General features: G+C 59.8%; 17 protein-coding genes. 8 read left to right on the top strand and 9 right to left on the bottom strand.

All coding sequences use genetic code 11. The features are described 5' to 3' along the window. Positions 1 to 210 precede the first annotated feature (210 nt). Complete coding sequence (gene ybgC / locus AC1DNI_RS16075; protein ID WP_477692563.1) at positions 211 to 675, bottom strand: tol-pal system-associated acyl-CoA thioesterase; 465 nt, start codon at positions 673 to 675, stop codon at positions 211 to 213. Here ybgC and AC1DNI_RS16070 point away from each other — a divergent pair. Then, on the top strand, positions 662 to 1,975 hold the full coding sequence (locus tag AC1DNI_RS16070; RefSeq protein ID WP_477692562.1) for a glycoside hydrolase family 5 protein: 1,314 nt from the start codon (positions 662 to 664) through the stop codon (positions 1,973 to 1,975). The two genes, ybgC and AC1DNI_RS16070, sit on opposite strands and share 14 nt — an antisense overlap. A 3-nt stretch (positions 1,976 to 1,978) precedes the next feature. On the opposite strand, the gene ruvB is transcribed toward AC1DNI_RS16070, so the two are convergent. From ruvB to AC1DNI_RS16035, 7 genes are all read right to left on the bottom strand, one after another. Then, the gene (gene ruvB, locus AC1DNI_RS16065) at positions 1,979 to 3,019 is read right to left on the bottom strand and encodes a Holliday junction branch migration DNA helicase RuvB (protein WP_091948117.1); all 1,041 of its coding nucleotides are present in this window, start codon (positions 3,017 to 3,019) and stop codon (positions 1,979 to 1,981) included. Positions 3,020 to 3,059: 40 nt separating this feature from the next. Continuing rightward, positions 3,060 to 3,677 carry a Holliday junction branch migration protein RuvA gene (ruvA, locus tag AC1DNI_RS16060; protein WP_477692561.1) on the bottom strand — a complete coding sequence of 206 codons (618 nt, stop codon included), beginning with the start codon at positions 3,675 to 3,677 and terminating at the stop codon, positions 3,060 to 3,062. Continuing rightward, positions 3,674 to 4,201, bottom strand: a complete 528-nt coding sequence (ruvC, locus tag AC1DNI_RS16055) for a crossover junction endodeoxyribonuclease RuvC (protein ID WP_477692560.1) — start codon at positions 4,199 to 4,201, stop codon at positions 3,674 to 3,676. The genes ruvA and ruvC overlap by 4 nt, the downstream gene beginning before the upstream one ends. Before the next feature lie 92 nt (positions 4,202 to 4,293). Next, entirely contained in the window at positions 4,294 to 4,821 is a 528-nt protein-coding gene (gene rcdA, locus AC1DNI_RS16050; RefSeq protein ID WP_091921142.1) for a protease adaptor protein RcdA, read from the bottom strand. Between the two features lie 532 nt (positions 4,822 to 5,353). Beyond that, entirely contained in the window at positions 5,354 to 6,994 is a 1,641-nt protein-coding gene (locus AC1DNI_RS16045; protein ID WP_477692559.1) for an acyl-CoA synthetase, read from the bottom strand. Between the two features lie 109 nt (positions 6,995 to 7,103). After that, positions 7,104 to 8,297 carry an OpgC family protein gene (locus AC1DNI_RS16040; RefSeq protein WP_477692558.1) on the bottom strand — a complete coding sequence of 398 codons (1,194 nt, stop codon included), beginning with the start codon at positions 8,295 to 8,297 and terminating at the stop codon, positions 7,104 to 7,106. A gap of 134 nt (positions 8,298 to 8,431) precedes the next feature. After that, on the bottom strand, positions 8,432 to 9,199 hold the full coding sequence (locus tag AC1DNI_RS16035) for a sulfite exporter TauE/SafE family protein (RefSeq protein ID WP_113281534.1): 768 nt from the start codon (positions 9,197 to 9,199) through the stop codon (positions 8,432 to 8,434). Positions 9,200 to 9,439: 240 nt separating this feature from the next. On the opposite strand from AC1DNI_RS16035, the gene AC1DNI_RS16030 reads away from it, so the two are divergent. From AC1DNI_RS16030 to AC1DNI_RS16000, 7 genes are all read left to right on the top strand, one after another. Then, positions 9,440 to 10,096, top strand: a complete 657-nt coding sequence (locus AC1DNI_RS16030) for a thiamine phosphate synthase (RefSeq protein ID WP_091948102.1) — start codon at positions 9,440 to 9,442, stop codon at positions 10,094 to 10,096. A gap of 5 nt (positions 10,097 to 10,101) precedes the next feature. Then, positions 10,102 to 11,202: a tetratricopeptide repeat protein gene (locus AC1DNI_RS16025; protein WP_477692557.1), complete on the top strand. Its 1,101-nt coding sequence runs from the start codon at positions 10,102 to 10,104 to the stop codon at positions 11,200 to 11,202. A gap of 106 nt (positions 11,203 to 11,308) precedes the next feature. Continuing rightward, the gene (locus tag AC1DNI_RS16020; protein ID WP_477692556.1) at positions 11,309 to 12,472 is read left to right on the top strand and encodes a M20 aminoacylase family protein; all 1,164 of its coding nucleotides are present in this window, start codon (positions 11,309 to 11,311) and stop codon (positions 12,470 to 12,472) included. A gap of 147 nt (positions 12,473 to 12,619) precedes the next feature. Continuing rightward, positions 12,620 to 13,183 (top strand): elongation factor P, encoded by a 564-nt coding sequence (gene efp, locus AC1DNI_RS16015; RefSeq protein ID WP_027231251.1) that lies wholly within the window; start codon positions 12,620 to 12,622, stop codon positions 13,181 to 13,183. A 62-nt stretch (positions 13,184 to 13,245) separates the two neighbouring features. Next, the gene (locus tag AC1DNI_RS16010) at positions 13,246 to 14,037 is read left to right on the top strand and encodes an inositol monophosphatase family protein (RefSeq protein ID WP_027231250.1); all 792 of its coding nucleotides are present in this window, start codon (positions 13,246 to 13,248) and stop codon (positions 14,035 to 14,037) included. A 376-nt stretch (positions 14,038 to 14,413) separates the two neighbouring features. After that, a complete protein-coding gene (locus AC1DNI_RS16005) occupies positions 14,414 to 15,436 on the top strand; it encodes a MotA/TolQ/ExbB proton channel family protein (RefSeq protein ID WP_027231249.1) in 1,023 nt (340 codons plus the stop codon). A 2-nt stretch (positions 15,437 to 15,438) separates the two neighbouring features. Further along, positions 15,439 to 16,470 carry a peptidoglycan -binding protein gene (locus AC1DNI_RS16000; RefSeq protein WP_027231248.1) on the top strand — a complete coding sequence of 344 codons (1,032 nt, stop codon included), beginning with the start codon at positions 15,439 to 15,441 and terminating at the stop codon, positions 16,468 to 16,470. A gap of 45 nt (positions 16,471 to 16,515) precedes the next feature. Here AC1DNI_RS16000 and AC1DNI_RS15995 read toward each other — a convergent pair whose 3' ends face one another. Further along, complete coding sequence (locus AC1DNI_RS15995; RefSeq protein ID WP_477692555.1) at positions 16,516 to 18,321, bottom strand: ABC transporter transmembrane domain-containing protein; 1,806 nt, start codon at positions 18,319 to 18,321, stop codon at positions 16,516 to 16,518. Between the last annotated feature and the right edge of the window lie 163 nt (positions 18,322 to 18,484).

Raw genomic sequence — 18,484 nt, 5'->3', positions numbered from 1 at the left:
GTTGACCGGGGCGCAATCGTCTCTCACTCCAGATGAGCCACGCTAGTGAGACCGGATTTTTCCAGTAACCACACCGCGGCTTCTCACGGTTAATTTTGGTAAAACGAAGGCGTTAACGCAAAACGCCCCGTTTGATGACCTTATTCATGGTTTGTTATGGTTAAGGATCAGTTATGATTCAGCCCGGTGCGTGATTTTAAATTATCGAGGCTAAGATTGCGGCTTGAAAAGCTTGATCCATTCTGCGGGAAACCTTCGCGGCCGTCCGACGCCATTGACAAGGGCCGCTTCGACCCTTGCCGCGATCAAGAGTTCTTCACCGCGTTTGATCGATTGCGCCATGCGCACGCGCGCACCCGATATCTCCGCCGTATGGGTCTCCACCGTCAGGACATCGTCGATACGCGCCGCTGAGCGAAAGTCGATCTCCATGCGCCGCACCACCCAGACGATACTTTCACCGAGCTTGCCATCGGCCAGCTCCGAGTGGTGCACGCCGAGCAGACGCAGATAGTCGGTGCGCCCGCGTTCAAGAAATTCGAGGTAGCGGGCATGGTAGACGACGCCTGAAAAATCGGTGTCCGCATAATAGACGCGGGCAAGCAGCCGGTGCCCGATATCGGTCAGTTCTCCGGCGAGACCGTCCGTTAAGGAAAGAATATTGTTTTCGCTCATGGTTCTTTTCTTTTGCCGGGTAGGCGGGCATTTTGTCCAGACCCGGATGGAGGACGTGAAGGAATTGGCGTTTCGATTGTTTCACGTGCTTTTCGCATTTGCATGCCTGCTTGTCACTGTCGCAACGGCATCGGCCACCGCCTTCACGATGCAGCGCGGGGTCAATCTCGATCCATGGGTCACCTGGCCGCTTCCCGAACGTTGGGACGATGAAGAAATCCTCACCAACTTTCCGGAGTGGCGGCGTAGTACACGGCTGGAAGACCTGCAGGCAATCCGCAAAGCGGGCTTCGATTTCGTCCGCATGCCTGCCGATCCTGCCATCTTCCTGCAGGATGCCTCGGAGGAACGCGTCAGGAAGCTGCTTGCCGCCACGCTCCGATCCATCGACTTGCTGCATAAGGCCGGTCTCAAGGTGGTCGTCGACATGCACACGATCCCGAGCGACAAGCGGAAAATCGGCACCAACCAGATTTCGTCGGATCCGGCCCTGTTTGCCCGTTATCTCGATCTGGTAGGGCGCCTCGGCCGTGCCCTTTCCATCACCGATCCAGCCCTTACTGCCTTTGAACCGTTCAACGAGCCGGTGGTGGATTGTGATCTCGCAGTCTATCCAAAATGGTCCGCCTTGCTGGTGCAATTGCATGCTGCGGCGCGCAACGCATTACCCAATCACACGCTGGTTCTCTCCGGCGGATGCTGGGCGAGCGCCTACGGTCTGATCCAGCTCAATCCGACGAGCGTCGCGGATGACAATGTGATCTGGACCTTCCACTCGTATGAGCCCTATATCCTCACCCATCAGGGCGCAGGATGGACGGGCGATGCCATGGCCTATGTCGAGGGCCTGCCCTATCCGCCTGACAGGCTCGGGCAAGACGGGTTTCACGAGGTTCTCGACGAAGCCCGCCATCGCATCGAGAAGCAGGCGCCAGAGGACAAGCGCAAGGCCCTTCTCAACAATCTCAACGAAATGGCCGATGGGATTGCCGATGATGCCAAGGCGCTGGCGAGACTGAACGAGCCGTTCGACCAAGCGGATGCATGGGGTCGGCAGTATAATATTGCCCCGGAACGGATATACCTTGGCGAGTTCGGAATGATCCGTCAGGAATATGGCAAGTATTTCCTCATGCCGGCCGAGTGGCGCGCCGCTTACATGAAAGACGTGGTTGCGGCCGCAAACAAGCGTGGCTTTCCCTGGTCCGTCTGGTCGTGGGGCGGCGCCTTCGGCATCACTCTTGCCGACGACAAGCGGGTTTTCGATCCGGTTATCCTCGAAGCGCTGAAGGCTGAATAAGCTTCATTCGTCTTCCTGGAAGAGGTTGATCTGTTGCTGCGTGACTTCGGCCGGCGCATTGAGCCCGAGATGTTTCCAGGCATTGGCGGTCAATACGCGGCCGCGCGGCGTGCGCTGGATAAAGCCCTGCTGGATCAGGTAAGGCTCGATAATATCCTCGATCGCGTCGCGCGGCTCGGAAAGCCCGGCGGCGATCGTTTCGATTCCGACCGGCCCTCCGCCGAAATTATGTGCAATCATTGAAAGGTAGCGCCTGTCGAGCTGATCGAGACCGAGAGAATCCACCTCGAGCCTCAGCAGCGCCGAGTCGGCCGTTTCGCGATCGATCCGGTCCTTGCCATCGACAATGGCGAAATCGCGCACGCGCCGCAGCAGGCGGCCGGCAATACGCGGGGTGCCTCGTGCGCGGCGTGCGACTTCGAGCGCGCCGTCATCGGTCATGCCGATGCCCATGATGCGGGCACCGCGCCGCACGATATGTTCGAGCTCCTCGACCGTGTAGAAGTTCAATCGGATGGGAATGCCGAAACGGTCGCGCAGCGGGGTGGTCAACAGGCCGAGCCGGGTCGTTGCAGCCACAAGGGTGAACTTGGCAAGATCGATCTTGACGGAACGTGCTGCCGGTCCCTCGCCGATGATCAGGTCGAGCTGATAGTCTTCCATGGCCGGATAGAGAATTTCCTCGACCGCCGGGTTCAGCCGATGGATTTCGTCGATGAACAGGACGTCATTTTCTTCGAGATTGGTGAGCAGGGCGGCAAGATCGCCAGCCTTGGCGATAACCGGGCCCGAAGTCGAGCGAAAGTTTACGCCAAGTTCCTTCGCCATGATCTGCGCCAGCGTGGTCTTGCCAAGGCCCGGTGGCCCGACGAAGAGCACATGATCCAGCGCCTCGCCGCGCGATTTCGCCGCCTCGATGAACACCTTGAGATTGGCGCGCGCCGCAGCCTGCCCGACGAAATCGGCAAGGGTCTGCGGTCGCAGCGAGGTATCAAGGTCCTCGCCGCGCTTGTCGGGTGAAATCAGACGGCCTGCATCGCTCATGCGCCTGTCCTCGCATAACGAGCTTCGTCAGACAATGGCATTAGCGCGACAGCTCCTTGAGGCCGAGCCGGATGAGCTTGGTCGAATCGGCGCCCTCGCCTGCCTCCTTCATCGCCGCCGCTACCGCATTGGCGGCCTGGTCGCGGGAATAGCCGAGATTGGTGAGGGCCGAAACCGCGTCGGCGACCGGGCGGGGCGCGACGCCCTCGCCGATCTCCTGCTTGAGGCCGATCGTGCCGCTGGCCTCGCCGGCAAAGGCCGGCGCCTTGTTCTTGAGTTCGGTGACAATGCGCTCGGCCACGCGCTTGCCGACGCCCGGGGCCCGGCTGACCATGGCAATGTCGCGCAGCGCGATCGCGTTGGCGAGGTCAGACGGCGTCAACACGCCAAGTACGCTGAGCGCCACCTTGGCGCCAATGCCCTGCACACTCTGGAGCAGGCGAAACCATTCCTGTTCGAGCGGCGAGGTGAAGCCGAACAGCCTGATCATGTCTTCGCGGACATAGGTTTCGATGAAGAGTATTACCGCCTCGCCAACTCCGGGAAGATGTGAAAGCGTCCGCGCCGAGCAGTAAGCCACGTAGCCCACCCCATGCACATCGATAATCACATGATCTTCGCCGATTTCGTCTACCGTACCCTTGAGCTTGCCGATCATCCGAGAGCCGCCAGTTTCTGTTCGATGGCTATGCGCCCGATCGCGCTTTGCCGGTGATGTGCGTGGCAGATGGCTACAGCGAGCGCGTCGGCAGCATCGTCCGTATCGAACGTCGCCTTCGGCATCAGAACCTTTACCATCATGTGAATTTGCTGTTTTTCGCCGTGACCGACGCCGATTACCGCCTTCTTGACGGCGTTCGGCGCATATTCGGCGACCTGCACACCGGCGAGTGCCGGCACCAGCAGCGCAATGCCCCGCGCTTGCCCAAGCTTCAGGGTCGCCGTCGCATCCTTGTTGACGAATGTGTGCTCGACAGCGGATTCGTGCGGCACCATCTGGTGAATGACCGCCGCAAGACCATCGTGCAACTGGCATAGACGCGAGGCAAGATCGAGCTTTGCATCGGAAAGGATTGTGCCGGAAGCGACGAAGCGCAGGGAATTGCCCAGCGTTTCGATCATGCCCCAACCGGTTCGCCTGAGACCGGGATCAATACCGATGATTCGAATCGCTTCCTTCATGTCGGGAACCTTACCTTTCTGCCGGGCATGTTGACAGCAGAAAGGTGAACAAAAGCGAAACGAAACTGTTTATGATTGCCGAAAGCGAACGCTCAACGATTGCCGAAGGCGGTGGCGAGCAGCGTGATCTGGTCCGAGACCGGATTAGTCGAGAAAAGCGGGCGCTCCTCGACGTTCTCATTGTAGATCTCGTCATCCATCTGCCGGACTCGTGCCTGCAGCCGGAGCGAGCGATGCACGATATCGCAATAGGAAAGCGGGATTTCATCCCAGCCCGCGACGCTTTCGGGGGCCGAATCGGTATCAAGGCGCACCTTGGCCTTCTCCGAAAGCACCTGGTCGGGCGTCATCTCGCCGCTGCGCGAAGCGCGCTGCAGCAGGAGCCAGGACGCGACCTGCATCAGCCGCGTCGTCAACCGCATCGATTCGGCGGCATAGAGCGTGGCGGCGACACGGGTGAGCCTGCGGGCAGCCGCGCGCCCTTCCCCATCGAGATAGGAAGCGGCTTCTTCCACAAGACTCATGCCTTCATCATAGAGATGATTGAAGCTTTCCGACCGAACCATGCGCTCCGCAAGCCGTATCGTGTTGTCCACGTGGAATTCCTGTTCAGCCATCATATGCCCTGTTACCAATGCGCTGTCGCGAACCGAATCTTGCCAAAGCCGTACACCCTTACTGAAACAGCAAGCGATACACCACAACGGTCGGCGGACAGTATTCCCCAGCAACCTGCCTGCATACTCACGTCAGCGCAAGTTTATCCTTAATAAAGGGTTAACGGCAGGGCCGGTCGGAAGATATGAACATAAAAAAAGAGCCGCGAAACATGGCGGCTCTCAGGAGTCTAACAGGGAGGCGTCAAACAAAGTGGCCAAACCACTTGGTAAGAATCCAGAAAACTGGATGTTCAATTTATAGATTGTAATGCTTAACGATTCCTTAACGCCGACAATAAAGTTGGGCGGAATGTTCTATCCATGCGGTGCGTCCATGGCTTGGCCGGTGGTGGATCGGCGGCTCAAGGCTGAGGACCACAGCGGTGGTGTTGGGGTGGCTGACGGTAGCAGAACGTCCGCCACGCGCATCGTTGCTCGGCACCTCTATCGCCAACAGGGCTTCAATTTGAGGTTAGCCCACCCCCCCGTTATCCTAAAGCGCCCTTGCTCGCTTGCGCAGCTCGAACTTCTGGATCTTGCCGGTCGAGGTCTTCGGGATCGGCTCGAACAGCACATTGCGCGGGCATTTGAACTTGGCCAACAACGTCCGGCAATGGGCGATGATCTCCGCCTCGCTCGCCGCATGGCCGGGTTTCAGTTCGACAAAAGCGAGCGGGGTTTCGCCCCATTTATCGTCAGGCCGTGCGACCACGGCGCAGGCGCCAACGGCCGGAAACTTGTAGAGTGCGTCCTCGACTTCGATCGAGGAGATATTCTCGCCGCCTGAAATAATGATGTCCTTGGAGCGATCCTTCAGCTGGATATAGCCGTCCGCATGCATTACGCCGAGATCGCCGGAATGGAACCAGCCGCCCGCGAAAGCCTCGTCGCTTGCCGCCCGGTTCTTCAGATACCCCTTCATGACGATGTTGCCGCGGAACATGACCTCACCGATGGTCTCGCCGTCCGGCGGCACCGGCTGCAGCGTTTCCGGATCGAGCACTGCCAAATCTTCCAGCGCCGCGTAGCGGACGCCCTGCCGCGCCTTCTTGGCGGTACGCAGAGAAACATCGAGCGCATCCCACTCGTCCTGCCACTCATTGACAACGGCCGGACCGTAAGTCTCGGTCAGCCCATAGAGATGAGTGACGGCAAAGCCGGCTTCCGCCATGCCCGCCAGGATCGACTCGGGCGGCGGCGCAGCCGCAGTGTTGAAGGTGACCGTTTGTGGGAACGACCGCTTGTCCTGGTCTTTCGCGTTGATCAGCGTCGACATGACGATGGGCGCCCCGCAAAGATGGGTCACGCCGTGGTCTGCGATCGCATCGTAGATCTGCCTGGCGCGCACCCAGCGCAGACAGATATGCGTGCCGAACTGCAGCGCCAGCGTCCAAGGGAAGCACCAGCCGTTGCAATGGAACATAGGCAAGGTCCACAGATAGACCGGATAACGTCCCATTCCCGAAGCGATGATATTGCCATAGCCCATCAGCGCGGCACCACGATGGTGATAAACAACGCCTTTCGGATTTCCCGTCGTGCCGGACGTGTAGTTGAGCGTGATGGCATCCCACTCGTCATCGGGCTTTGACCAAGCAAATTCAGGATCGCCGGAATCGACAAAGGCACCGTAGTCCATCCCGCCCAATGGCTCGCCCTGGGGATAGGGCGCATCGGCGGGGTACTCGGCATCGACGAAGTCGATCACGATCGGCTTCACCGTGGCAAGCTTGAGCGCCTCGCGAAAGACATCGGCAAATTCGCTATCGACGATGGCGACCCTGGTTTCCGCATGATCGAGCTGGAACGCGATCACCGCCGCATCGAGCCGCGTATTCAGTGAGTGCAGCACGGCCTGCGTCATCGGAACGCCGAAATGGGCTTCAAGCATCGGGGGCGTATTGGAAAGCATGACGCTCACTGTATCGCCTTTGCCAATGCCAAGCCGCGACAGCGCCGAAGCGAGCTGGCGCGTGCGCCGATAGAACGTGCCGTAATCGATGCGCTGGGCCCCGTGAATGATTGCCGGTCGGTCGGGATAGACGCGCGCCGCCCTTTCGAGAAAGGAAAGCGGCGTCAGCGGCTGATGGTTGGCCGCGTTGCGCTCAAGATCACGATCGAAGATTCCGCCCATACACGCCTCCCAACGCGATAGCTCCCAAGCTCAAGCTACAGCGATTTGGTTGGCGGAGAAAGGCGCAAGTCAGGTCTTCGGGACTGGCTCGAAGACCCATTGCTCATACTCAGGCAGAACGCGCCGTTGCCGGCTTCATGGCCCCGGCCGGCATGGACTTGCCGGCCACGACGGGCTTGGTCTTTTCCGCCTTCTGGACGGGACGCCCACCCCAGCCGAGCCGCGGCAGCCACTCAAGGTAATAGGCAAGCGCGAACTGAGCCATGATGCCGCTGGCGATCAGCAGCGTATCGTCGAGAAGCCCACCAGGATTCATGACCTTTACGACCTGAGCCACCATCGCAAGGATGGTGCCTGCTACAAAGACCGGCAGCGAATGCTTGCCGAGAATGGCGAGCGGATGATCGGCGGATGTGCGGGCGAGGTTCGAGATCGCCGGTACCGAGACGATGACATAGGCGAGCGCCAGAACATGCGCGAGGCGCGTCAGCGACAGGAAGGTCTTGTCGAAACCGGTGACGACCATGGGCAGTCCCAGCGAGGTGTCGATGCCCCAGAGCGGCCACCGCACCCAGAAGAGCGCGATCAGAATATAAGCGACGGAGAGGCCAAACAGGTATTTGTTGAAGACGATCGTGCCGCCACGGCGCACATGCATGATGCCGGCCATCCCCACCACGAACAGGAACTGCCATGACAGCGGGTTAAGGAACCAGACGCCGTCAGTCGGATAATTGGGCGGCGCGATCTGGTAAACGCCGGACACCAGCCAAAGCAATCCGGAGGCGCCGACAAGGAGGGCAAGGCTGTATTGCGCAATCACCAGGAACAGCGGCAGCATCAGGAGCAACACGCCATACATGGACAGAATATTGTTGTAGCCAAGCTGATGGCCCATCGTCGCAAGCCCGATCAGCGCCTTGGCCGGCTGATCCATCAGGGGACCGATATTGATGAAGGACATGAATTCAGGGCGCTGCAGGTAAATGCCGGCCGCGCAGAAAATCGCGAGCGTCGCGATCGTGGTCAGAATATGGGTGCTATAGAGCGTCGCTGCCCGCCGCCATGCCTTCAGTGTCATCAGGAAACGATTGCCGGGTTCGAACTTCGAGCCATAGGCAAGGCCGACGGCAATACCGGATATCAGGACGAAAGCCTCGGCGGAATCGGAGAAGCCAAAGTTCTTGTGCGTGAGATTTTCATAGACCGTGCCTGGCACGTGATTAATGAAAATCGTCAACAGGGCAAGCGCTCTGAAAACATCGATACGGGTATCCCGCTGTTTCAGCTGAATCTGTGTCATGGCCTTCCCGTATTCCGATATGCAAGGTTGAATTTTACACGCCGCCGATGGGCGCGAGTGAGGCGTATGAATGTGGTGATTAATGTTGACATAGGACAAAAGTTGCGTTTCGGCTGATCAACTTTCGTTGAAAATTATAACAAACTGACCACGCCGTCATAGGTCAGCTTCAGTCCCATCAGCAAAATCATGATGTACATGAAGGGGTAGAAAATCTCCGGCCGCATGCGCTTGACGATCCAGGCGCCAGCGAAGGTTGCAAGCGGCGCCAGCGGCAAAAGCACTGCCGAAGCCCTGAGATTTGCGGTGTCGAACTGCCCGAGCGCGAAATAGGGAATGACCTTCACGGCGTTGACGATCGCAAAGAAAATTACGCTCGTCCCATTATAAACTTTTGGATCCTGGCGCAGTGGCAGGGCATAGACCTGATAGGGCGGACCGCCCGCATGAGCGACGAAACTTGTGAAGCCGGCGAGCGTCGACCACAGCGTCGCACTCGCAGCATTGTGAGGTTGTGCCGTGGCTCGCTTTGCCGCACTGGTAAGCATATAGCGGGCAAAAAAGATGATCGCGATGGCCCCGACAATGAGCTTGACCATGTCATCCGTGACGATGGATGCGGTGAGCCAACCGATGCCAATGCCGAGAAATGCGCCCGGCAGCATGAGCTTCAGCGTCTGGTTGTCGCGGTAGCCGCGCCATGACCAGAGGCTCGCGACATCCATGACGATTAGGATCGGCAACATGATCGCTGCCGCCTGCACCGGCGGCATCACCAGAGCCATCAGCGGCACGCCGACCTGCCCCATCGCCCCGCCAAGACCGCCCTTCGACAAGCCGATCAGGATCGTTGCCGGAACGGCGGCAGCATAGAACCATGGGTTCATCAAGAGGTCGGGCATGTCAGGAAATCCGGCGGATGGGCGTAAATCTGTGTAACCCCGCACGTCGCGGTTGAGAAACGATTTTTGGAATTGTGCCCCGATTTCGATACACCGGCGCTTAACCCACCTATGGCAACATGCCCACGAAGGCCGGGAGGACTGTTCAAACCGACTGCCTTCCTTTATGCCCCAATTTGATCACGAGCACTCGCTTTATGGGTGCGCCCAATGCATTCGAGAACGAAACAGGTTGCAGCCATGAACACCAAAACAACGCCCGAACGCTGCCGAATCGTTCTGATCGCTCCGCCAGCGGCCAGCGCCGAAGAACTTGTGAGGATTCTCGCATCAGCTTTATCGGGCGGCGATGTGGCCTCAGTCCTCCTTCCGCCCTATGATGTCGACGAAGCCCAATTCCAGATGCTTGCCGAAGCCGCGGTGCCGGTGATCCAGAACGCGGGCGCTGCCGCGATCATCGTCGGGAACACACAGGTTGCGGGACGCGTGAAGGCCGACGGCCTGCATATCGAAGGCCCAGCCACCGCCATTGCCGATGCCGTGTCGCGCTTCTCTCCGAAGCTCATCGTCGGCACCGGCAACGTCAAGAACCGCCACACGGCGCTTGAGATGGGCGAAGCCCAGCCGGATTATGTACTCTTCGGCAAGATTGGCGCGGATACCAAGCCCGAGGCGCATCCGCGCAATATCGAGCTTGCCGACTGGTGGGCGGGGATGATCGAGATCCCCTGCATCATCCAGGCGGGCAACAATCTCGAAAGCATTGTCGACGCCGTTTCCACCGGCGCGGAATTCATTGCCCTTGGTGCCGCCATATTTGAAGGAAACAACCCGGAATCGGCAATCCGGGAAGCCAACAGGCTCCTCGACCAGCACGCGCCGAGATTCGAGGAATGAGATTTATGGGAGCAAGGTCGCTAAACCTTATCCGCACGGGCGCAGTGCTTGCCTTTTCAGGCATCGTTACTGGCGCCCCGGCCCAAACGGCGCAGCCAGTGCCGACTGCACCTCTGCCGGCCGAAGCGGTTCAACCTACCCTTGAAGATCCCAAGCCAGCGCCTTTGCAACAGGAACTTGGTGCACCCGTCACGTCCACCAAGCAGGACAGGCCAAAATCGGCCGGTGACAACAATTCGGCCGACCCGATCAATCCGACCCGGTTCGGTCAGGCGCCGGCCGACGACGCCTTTGGCGCCTACCAGCGCGGCCTCTACAAGACTGCCTACAACCTTGCTCTGCCCCGCGCCGAAGCCGGTGACAGCGCTGCTCAGGTGCTGCTTGCGGAAATATTGGCGCGCGGCCTTGGAACGCCGGTCAACATGGCTGAATCGGCCAAATGGTATGGCAAGGCCGCCGAGCAGGGCGTACCTGAAGCGCAATTCCGCTATGCAGCCATCCTGCTCCAGGGACGATATGCCCCGAAGGATCCGAAAAAGGCCAAGGAACTGACCAAGGCGGCGGCAGACAAGGGTAATGCCGCAGCTGAGTTCAACTACGGCCAGATCCTCATGCAGGAGCGCCCGGGCTCTGCCGGCATTGAAAATGCCTATCCCTGGTTTCTGAAAGCCGCAGACAAGGGCCTTGCCGATGGCGAATATGCGGTAAGCCAGGTGCTGGCCAATGGAACGCCGACGATTCCGCGCGACATGGCGAAGGCGCGGGAATATCTCATCAAGGCCGCGGTCAAGGGTTACGATACGGCACAACTCGACCTTGGCAGTTGGCTCGTCGCCGGGCTCGGTGGTCCGCACGAATACAAGGCTGGCTTCGGCTGGATGCTGCGGGCAGCAACGAGCGGCAATGTCGCCGCCCAGGCGCGGCTTGCAAAGCTCTACCGCGACGGCATCGGCGTCGAAGGCGATTTCATCAAGGCCGCCGCGTGGTACATCGCCGCCAAGCGTGCTGGCCTCAACGATCCCGATCTTGAATCCTTCATGGACGGCCTCGACGACGATCAGAAAAGCCAGGCTATCGCGGAAGCCAACAAGCTGCAATTCCGCTAGAGCCTTGCCTGTTCACATGGGACTGTTCGAATTCATTGCGTTGACGGATCGTGCATCCCGGTCGTAGCTTCGCTCCATCCGCATAACCAAGCGATGGGAATTCGAAATGCCGCTGATCAACCGTGCTCATGAAATGCAACAACACGTCGCCGAGTGGCGCCGTCATCTGCATGAAAACCCGGAAATCCTCTACGACGTGCATGAGACGTCGCGATTTGTCGCCGAGAAGCTGCGAGCGTTCGGCTGTGATACGGTTGAGACCGGGATAGGCCAGACGGGGGTTGTCGGCATCATCCGTGGACGCCACGGCGATGGTCCGGTTCTCGGGTTCCGCGCCGACATGGATGCCCTGCCGATTGCCGAGGAGAGCGGCAAACCATGGGCATCAAAAACACCCGGAAAGATGCATGCCTGCGGCCATGACGGTCACACTGCGATGTTGCTCGGGGCAGCGCAGCACCTTGCCGATACACGCAATTTCAAGGGTTCTATCGCCGTCATCTTCCAGCCGGCCGAAGAGGGTGGCGCCGGTGCCCGTGCAATGATCGACGACGGCATGATGGATCGCTTCGCCATTCGCGAGGTCTACGGCATGCACAATGCCCCCGGGCTGCCCCTTGGTGAATTCGCCACCCGCAAGGGCTCGATCATGGCCGCGACGAACGAATTCGAGATCACGGTAACGGGGCGCAGCGGTCATGCTGCTAAACCGCAGTCGGCGATCGATCCGGTGCTGATCGCCGCCCACATCATAATTGCGCTGCAGTCCATCGTGTCACGCGAGACCGATCCCTTGAAGGCGCTGGTCGTTTCCGTGACGCAGCTCAATGGCGGCGATGCATCCAACGTCATCCCCGACCGCGTCAAGCTTGGCGGCACGGTACGCACACTCGTGCCGGAGATCAGGGAACTGGCGCAGAAGCGCGTAACGGAGATTGCCGAAGCCACCGCATCCGTGTTCGGCGGCAAGGCCGACGTCGTCTACCACGAAGGATATCCGGTCACCTACAACCATGACCGCGAGACCGACTTTGCCGTTGGCATTGCCCAATCCATCGTCGGCGCAGCGGCCGTAAGCAGCGATATGCCGCCGGTCATGGGCGCGGAGGATTTTTCCTACATGCTGGAAAGCCGCCCGGGCGCCTTCGTCTTCATCGGCAATGGCGACACGCCTGCGCTTCACAATTCGGCCTACGATTTCAACGACGACGCGATCCCCTATGGCATCAGCTATTGGGTTTCGCTGGCCGAAACCGCGCTGGCCGCTTGAGCTGCGACCGATAAGAACAGGGCGCATCCTCAAGCAGTTTGCGCCCTCTCTCTTGCCTATTGTGTGAAATTGTGGTCTTGGAGGCGCCAATATTTGGCCTAGCCGTCGAAATCGGCGCCAAGTTCCAACAACAATCCGGATAGACAAATGAAAATCAACGGGAATGAAATCCGTCCAGGCAACGTGATCGAGCACGACGGCGGCCTTTGGGTTGCGGTCAAGACGAATGCCGTGAAGCCCGGCAAGGGCGGCGCCTACAATCAGGTCGAGCTCAAGAACCTCATTAACGGCACCAAGCTGAATGAGCGCTTCCGTGCCGCCGAGACGGTGGAGAAGGTGCGCCTTGAGCAGAAGGATTTCTCGTTCCTCTACGAACAGGGCGAAGCACTGATTTTCATGGACACCGACAGCTACGAACAGCTCGAATTGCAGAAGGACTTCGTTGGCGATCGCGCCGCGTTCCTGCAGGACGGCATGATGGTTACGGTCGAACTCTATGACGAAAAGCCAATCGGTATCTCGCTCCCGGATCAGGTCACGCTGGCGATCACCGAAGCCGACCCGGTCGTGAAGGGCCAGACGGCGGCATCCTCCTACAAGCCGGCGCTGCTCGAAAATGGCATTCGCGTTCTCGTTCCGCCCTTTATTTCGTCGGGCGAGCGCATCGTCGTCGACACCAACGAAATCACCTATATCCGCCGCGCCGATTAAGCCGGCCCCGGGGAGCCGGCTCCGCTGGCTTCCCTATTTGATCTTACGGAGACATACCCCGAATGGCGCGTTCAGCGATACTCAATGTAATGGTTCAGGCCGCCATGAAGGCGGGCCGCTCGCTGGCGCGCGATTTTGGCGAAGTGCAGAACTTGCAGGTGTCGCTCAAGGGTCCGGGCGACTATGTGAGCCAGGCCGACAAGCGCGCCGAAGAGATCGTCTACGCGGAACTCCGCCGCGCCCGTCCCGACTACAGCTTCCTGATGGAAGAATCCGGCGCTGTCGAAGGCAGCGACGGCCAGCACCGCTGGCTGGTCGATCCGCTCGACGGCACCACCAACTTCCTGCATGGCATTCCCATTTTTGGCGTTTCCATCGCCCTCGAACGCCAGGGACAAATCGTTGCCGGCGTGATCTTCAACCCGGCCATGGACGAGCTCTATACTGCCGAGCGTGGTGGCGGGGCATTCCTGAATGATCGCCGCCTGCGCGTTGCCGGCCGCAACAAACTGGTCGATTCCGTCATCGGCACAGGCGTTCCACACCTCGGCCGCGGCCACCATGGCAATTACCTCGTCGAACTGCGCAACATCATGGGCGAGGTTTCCGGCGTGCGCCGCATGGGCGCTGCTGCCCTCGATCTCGCCTATGTGGCCGCCGGTCGCCTTGACGGTTTCTGGGAAAGCGGCCTTTCCCCGTGGGACATCGGCGCCGGCATCATTCTCGTTCGCGAGGCCGGCGGTTTCGTCACCGACTTTGACGGCGGACAGGATGTGGTGGAGAGCAGTTCGATCGTCGCCGGCAACGAAGCCATCCAGAAGGCACTCGTCAAGGCACTGAAAAAGCCGATCTGAGGCCGGCAGTTTAAGAATGCGCCCCTGAGGCTGAAGTAGGTGCGTTGTGGCGTGAGGTGGCTACCGCTCGAAGCTTTTTCCCTGTCGGGTCTCGTAACCACATCGAACAGTGAAAAAGCCTTGCTTTGCTTCGGCCATGCCCGCTGCGTGTCACGATTAGCTCCGACCTGTTGAACTTGCCGGGCGTACCGAACAGGGAACCTCTTCAATCTCCGGTACATTTTGTGGAAATACTCTGTTTCCACTGTCTGCTCACCAACCTTGAATTGATGCAGCAATAACAAATTCAAGCGTTACCTCATTGCACCTTCCATTTTCACCTCGATTTCGGTTAGGGTCGCGGCAAATTCGGTTTATGCGACGCGGAGACGATGCGATGGCAGATTTCAGTTCGACCCGCCAGGGTCGGGATGGCGAAGAATACGATCCCTACCGGCTTTCAAGCCCGCGGTTCGTCCTCTTGTCCATGGCAATATTTCTGGCGATCGTAGCATTTCTTGCCGCCATCCTGTTTCGGCAGATCTCGGTGTTCTACGTCACGAACCCGGGCCTCAACAGCCTGATCATCGGCGTGCTTGCCATCGGTATCCTTCTGGCCTTCGGCCAGGTCATCCGGCTCTTCCCGGAAGTGCGTTGGGTAAACTCCTTCCGCCGCGGCAACAGCGATCCAAATGCGCATCCCGTCATGCTCGCACCGATGCGCGCCCTCATCGGCCGGCGCCAGTCCATGGCTCTGTCGACCAGCGCCATGCGGTCGATGCTGGATTCCATCGCGGCGCGCCTCGATGAAACCCGCGACATTTCCCGCTATCTGATCGGCCTGCTCGTCTTCCTCGGCCTGCTTGGCACGTTCTGGGGCCTGCTCGAAACGATTGGCTCCATCGGCCAGACCATTCAGTCGCTGGATCCGCGCGCTGGCGACGCAAACAGCGTTCTCGACTCGCTGAAAGCCGGCCTGCAATCCCCGTTGCGCGGCATGGGCACGGCTTTTTCGTCCTCTCTCTTCGGTCTATCCGGATCGTTGATCCTCGGCTTTCTCGACCTGCAGGCCGGACGGGCGCAAAACCGTTTCTACACGGAGCTTGAAAACTGGCTTTCCAGCGTCACCGATCTCGGCTCGGATCTGCATGCGCTCGACGCCGCCAGCACCGGTACGAGTGACGAACTGCGCGCCCTGGCTGAACGCCTGCAGAATATCCAGGAGAGCGGCGGATCGAGCCAGCGCACCACGGCGGCGCTTGCGAGCCTTGCCGAGGGAATCCAGGGGCTCGTCAAGAACATGCGCTCCGAACAGCAGATGATGCGCGACTGGGTGGAGAAGCAGGCTGACGAGCAGAAATCCATCCGCCAGACGCTGGCGAAGCTTGGCGATGCCATTGCCCGCGACAAGGCCAACTGAGCATGGGACTCGGTCGCAATCGCAAGGCCATCCGCCACATTGACTACTGGCCGGGCTTCGTCGACGCCCTGTCGACGCTGCTCCTGTCGATCATGTTCCTCCTGTCGGTGTTCGTCCTGGCGCAGTTTCTGCTCAGCCAGGAAATCACCGGCAAGGACGCTGTTCTCAATCGCCTCAACGCGCAGATCAACGAGTTGACGCAGCTTCTTTCGCTGGAACAGGGCAACAAACAGGACCTTGAAGATACGATCGCAAACTTGCAGGCGTCCCTGACCAATGCCCAGAGCGAGCAGTCGCGCCTGCAGGCGCTGCTGTCGCAGGGCGCCGGCGCCGGGGCTGCCGCCGAAGGCAAGATCAACGAGCTTTCCACGGGCCTTGAGAACGAAAAACAGATCAGCGCGCGTGCGCTCTCGCAGGTGGAGATTCTCAACCAGCAGATATCCGCCCTGCGCAAGCAGATCGCTGCTCTCGAAGACGCCCTCAATGCGTCTGAGTCCCGCGACAGGGAATCGAATGCCAAGATTGCCGATCTCGGCAAGCGCCTCAACGTCGCCCTCGCCCAGCGTGTCCAGGAACTCAATCGCTATCGCTCGGATTTCTTTGGCCGGCTGCGGGAGATTCTTTCCGACCGCGAAAACATCCGCATCGTCGGCGACCGCTTTGTCTTCCAGTCGGAAGTCCTGTTTCCGCTCGGGTCGGCTGTCCTCAATCCTGCCGGATCGGAAGAGATGAAGAAGCTTGCCGTCGCCCTGATCGAGCTTCAGAAGGAAATTCCGGACGATATCAACTGGGTTCTGCGCGTCGATGGCCATACCGACAATATCGCGCTGTCGGGCAGCGGTCAGTTCAAGGACAATTGGGAGCTTTCCTCCGCTCGCGCCATTTCGGTCGTCAAGTACTTGATTGCCAACGGCGTCCCGGCAAACCGGCTCGTGGCGGCCGGCTTTGGCGAATTCCAGCCGCTTGAACCCGGCGATTCCACGGAAGTCCGTGCACGCAACCGGCGCATCGAACTGAAGCTCACCGAGCGTTAAATTAGCTGAAGCACGTCCCGGCTTTAAGAGGACGTGCTCTAGACGCTATTCGGCGGCGCCCTTAAAGGCGTCGGACCCGGCCTCGAACTGCAACTTGGCGAGGCCGGCATAGAGGCCGTTCTGCTTGACCAGTGTCTGGTGCGTGCCTTCCTCAACGATCCTGCCGTTCTCCATGACGAGAATCCGGTCAGCCTTGAGGACCGTGGCGAGGCGGTGCGCGATGACCAGCGTCGTGCGCCCTTCCATCAAATGGTCGAGCGCCTTCTGCACCAGCATTTCGCTTTCGGCATCAAGCGCCGAGGTCGCTTCGTCAAGCAACAGGATCGGCGCATCGCGCAGGATGGCGCGGGCGATGGCGATACGCTGACGCTGGCCGCCCGAAAGCGTCACGCCGCGTTCGCCGACTTGCGTGTCGTAACCATGATCGAGCGCTAGGATGAAGTCATGGGCGAGCGCCGATCTCGCGGCGTTCTCGATCTCCGCGGCACTGGCGCCTGGCCGGCCAAAGCCGATATTCTCGCGCACGCTCGTGGCGAAAATTGTCGTGTCCTGCGGCACGATGGCAATGTGCGAACGCAGATCGAGCGGATCGGCCTGACGCAGATCGACGCCGTCGATGGTGATGTTCCCGGAGACCGGATCGTAGTAGCGGAGCAGCAGTGAAAACACCGTGCTCTTGCCCGCGCCTGAAGGGCCGACGATTGCGACGGTTTCCCCGGGCGTGATGGCGAAGCTGAGGCCCTTCAATGCGGGCGCAGCAGGTCGGCTTGGATAGTTGAAATGGACCTTGTCGAAGATGACGCTGCCAACGGGCGGCTGCGGCAACGGCATGGGATTCTTCGGAGCCGCAATTGCCGGCTCTTCGGCCAGGATCTCCATCAGCCGCTCCGCCGCTCCCGACGCCTGCGACAATTCCCCCCACACTTCCGATAGAGCGCCGAGTGCGCCCGCCGCAAACACCGCATAAAGCAGGAATTGGCCGAGCGTGCCCGGCGTCATCGCGCCGGAAAGAACGTCGCGCGACCCGAACCAGAGGACCGCGACCACGCTCGAGAAGATCATGAAGATTGCAAAGGCCGTAAGTATCGCCCGTGCCATGACCGAGGCGCGCGCCGCATCGAAGGCGTCTTCCACCGATTTCGCAAAGCGGCGCGTTGCGAGCTTTTCATTGGTGAAGGCCTGCAGCGTGCGCACGGAAATAATCGATTCACTTGCATAGGCCGTGGCATTTGCCAGCCGGTCCTGCGCGGCCCGCGATCGCCGGCGTACCGAGCGACCGAACGCGACGAGCGGGATGATGATCAAAGGAATTGCTGCAATCACGAGGCCCGAAAGCTTCGGGCTGGTAATGACCATCATTACGATGGCACCGAAGGCAAGGATCAAGTTGCGCAAGGCAACGGAAGCCGTCGCACCCACGGCAGACTTGATCATCGTCGTATCCGCGGTCAGGCGCGAGACGATCTCGCCCGATTGCGTGCTGTCGAAAAACGCGGGCGAAAGGCGGGTCAGATGCGCGAAGACGTCATGGCGAAGGTCGGAAACGATGCGCTCGCCGAGGGTGATGACGAAATAGTAGCGTCCGGCCGAGGCAATGGCGAGCAGCGCGGCGAGCACGACCAGCATGCTAAAATACGTATTGATGAAGGCGCCATTCACGTCGGAAAATCCGTGGTCGATCATGCGGCGTACGGCGAGCGGCAGCGTCAGCGTCGTTACGGCAGCGATGACAAGCGAAACCAGTGCACCGGCAATCATGCCCTTGTAGCGGGCCATATATGGGAAGACCCGGCGCAGCGGCTTCAACGAGCGCCGCTTTCTTTCCGCTTCTTCGAGAGCCAGATCGGCCATACTTGCTTATTCCTCGTATCGGCTATGCGACTTTGCCGCCAGACGGCCTTGTTATTGCTTAAAGGCTGATGTATAGGCTCGCCAACAGTTTTGGAAGCCCACGGCCCTGTGACGTTTGGCTTCATCTCTACCAATCGGCTCCGGACCGGCTTGCCACATCGCT

The organism is Phyllobacterium sp. 01N428, from assembly GCF_056399405.1.
Note: the sequence above shows the minus strand (reverse complement) of the source record. Positions and strands in the feature narration are given on the sequence as shown.

Coding starts and splice junctions, on each gene's coding strand:
- AC1DNI_RS15995 (WP_477692555.1), bottom strand. CDS start 18,321: ATGGCCGATCTGGCTCTCGAAGAAGCGGAAAGAAAGCGGCGCTCGTTG.
- AC1DNI_RS16010 (WP_027231250.1), top strand. CDS start 13,246: ATGGCGCGTTCAGCGATACTCAATGTAATGGTTCAGGCCGCCATGAAG.
- ruvB (WP_091948117.1), bottom strand. CDS start 3,019: ATGAGCGATGCAGGCCGTCTGATTTCACCCGACAAGCGCGGCGAGGAC.
- ybgC (WP_477692563.1), bottom strand. CDS start 675: ATGAGCGAAAACAATATTCTTTCCTTAACGGACGGTCTCGCCGGAGAA.
- AC1DNI_RS16040 (WP_477692558.1), bottom strand. CDS start 8,297: ATGACACAGATTCAGCTGAAACAGCGGGATACCCGTATCGATGTTTTC.
- AC1DNI_RS16025 (WP_477692557.1), top strand. CDS start 10,102: ATGGGAGCAAGGTCGCTAAACCTTATCCGCACGGGCGCAGTGCTTGCC.
- AC1DNI_RS16005 (WP_027231249.1), top strand. CDS start 14,414: ATGGCAGATTTCAGTTCGACCCGCCAGGGTCGGGATGGCGAAGAATAC.
- AC1DNI_RS16020 (WP_477692556.1), top strand. CDS start 11,309: ATGCCGCTGATCAACCGTGCTCATGAAATGCAACAACACGTCGCCGAG.
- efp (WP_027231251.1), top strand. CDS start 12,620: ATGAAAATCAACGGGAATGAAATCCGTCCAGGCAACGTGATCGAGCAC.
- AC1DNI_RS16030 (WP_091948102.1), top strand. CDS start 9,440: ATGAACACCAAAACAACGCCCGAACGCTGCCGAATCGTTCTGATCGCT.
- AC1DNI_RS16000 (WP_027231248.1), top strand. CDS start 15,439: ATGGGACTCGGTCGCAATCGCAAGGCCATCCGCCACATTGACTACTGG.
- AC1DNI_RS16045 (WP_477692559.1), bottom strand. CDS start 6,994: ATGGGCGGAATCTTCGATCGTGATCTTGAGCGCAACGCGGCCAACCAT.
- AC1DNI_RS16035 (WP_113281534.1), bottom strand. CDS start 9,199: ATGCCCGACCTCTTGATGAACCCATGGTTCTATGCTGCCGCCGTTCCG.
- ruvC (WP_477692560.1), bottom strand. CDS start 4,201: ATGAAGGAAGCGATTCGAATCATCGGTATTGATCCCGGTCTCAGGCGA.
- ruvA (WP_477692561.1), bottom strand. CDS start 3,677: ATGATCGGCAAGCTCAAGGGTACGGTAGACGAAATCGGCGAAGATCAT.
- rcdA (WP_091921142.1), bottom strand. CDS start 4,821: ATGATGGCTGAACAGGAATTCCACGTGGACAACACGATACGGCTTGCG.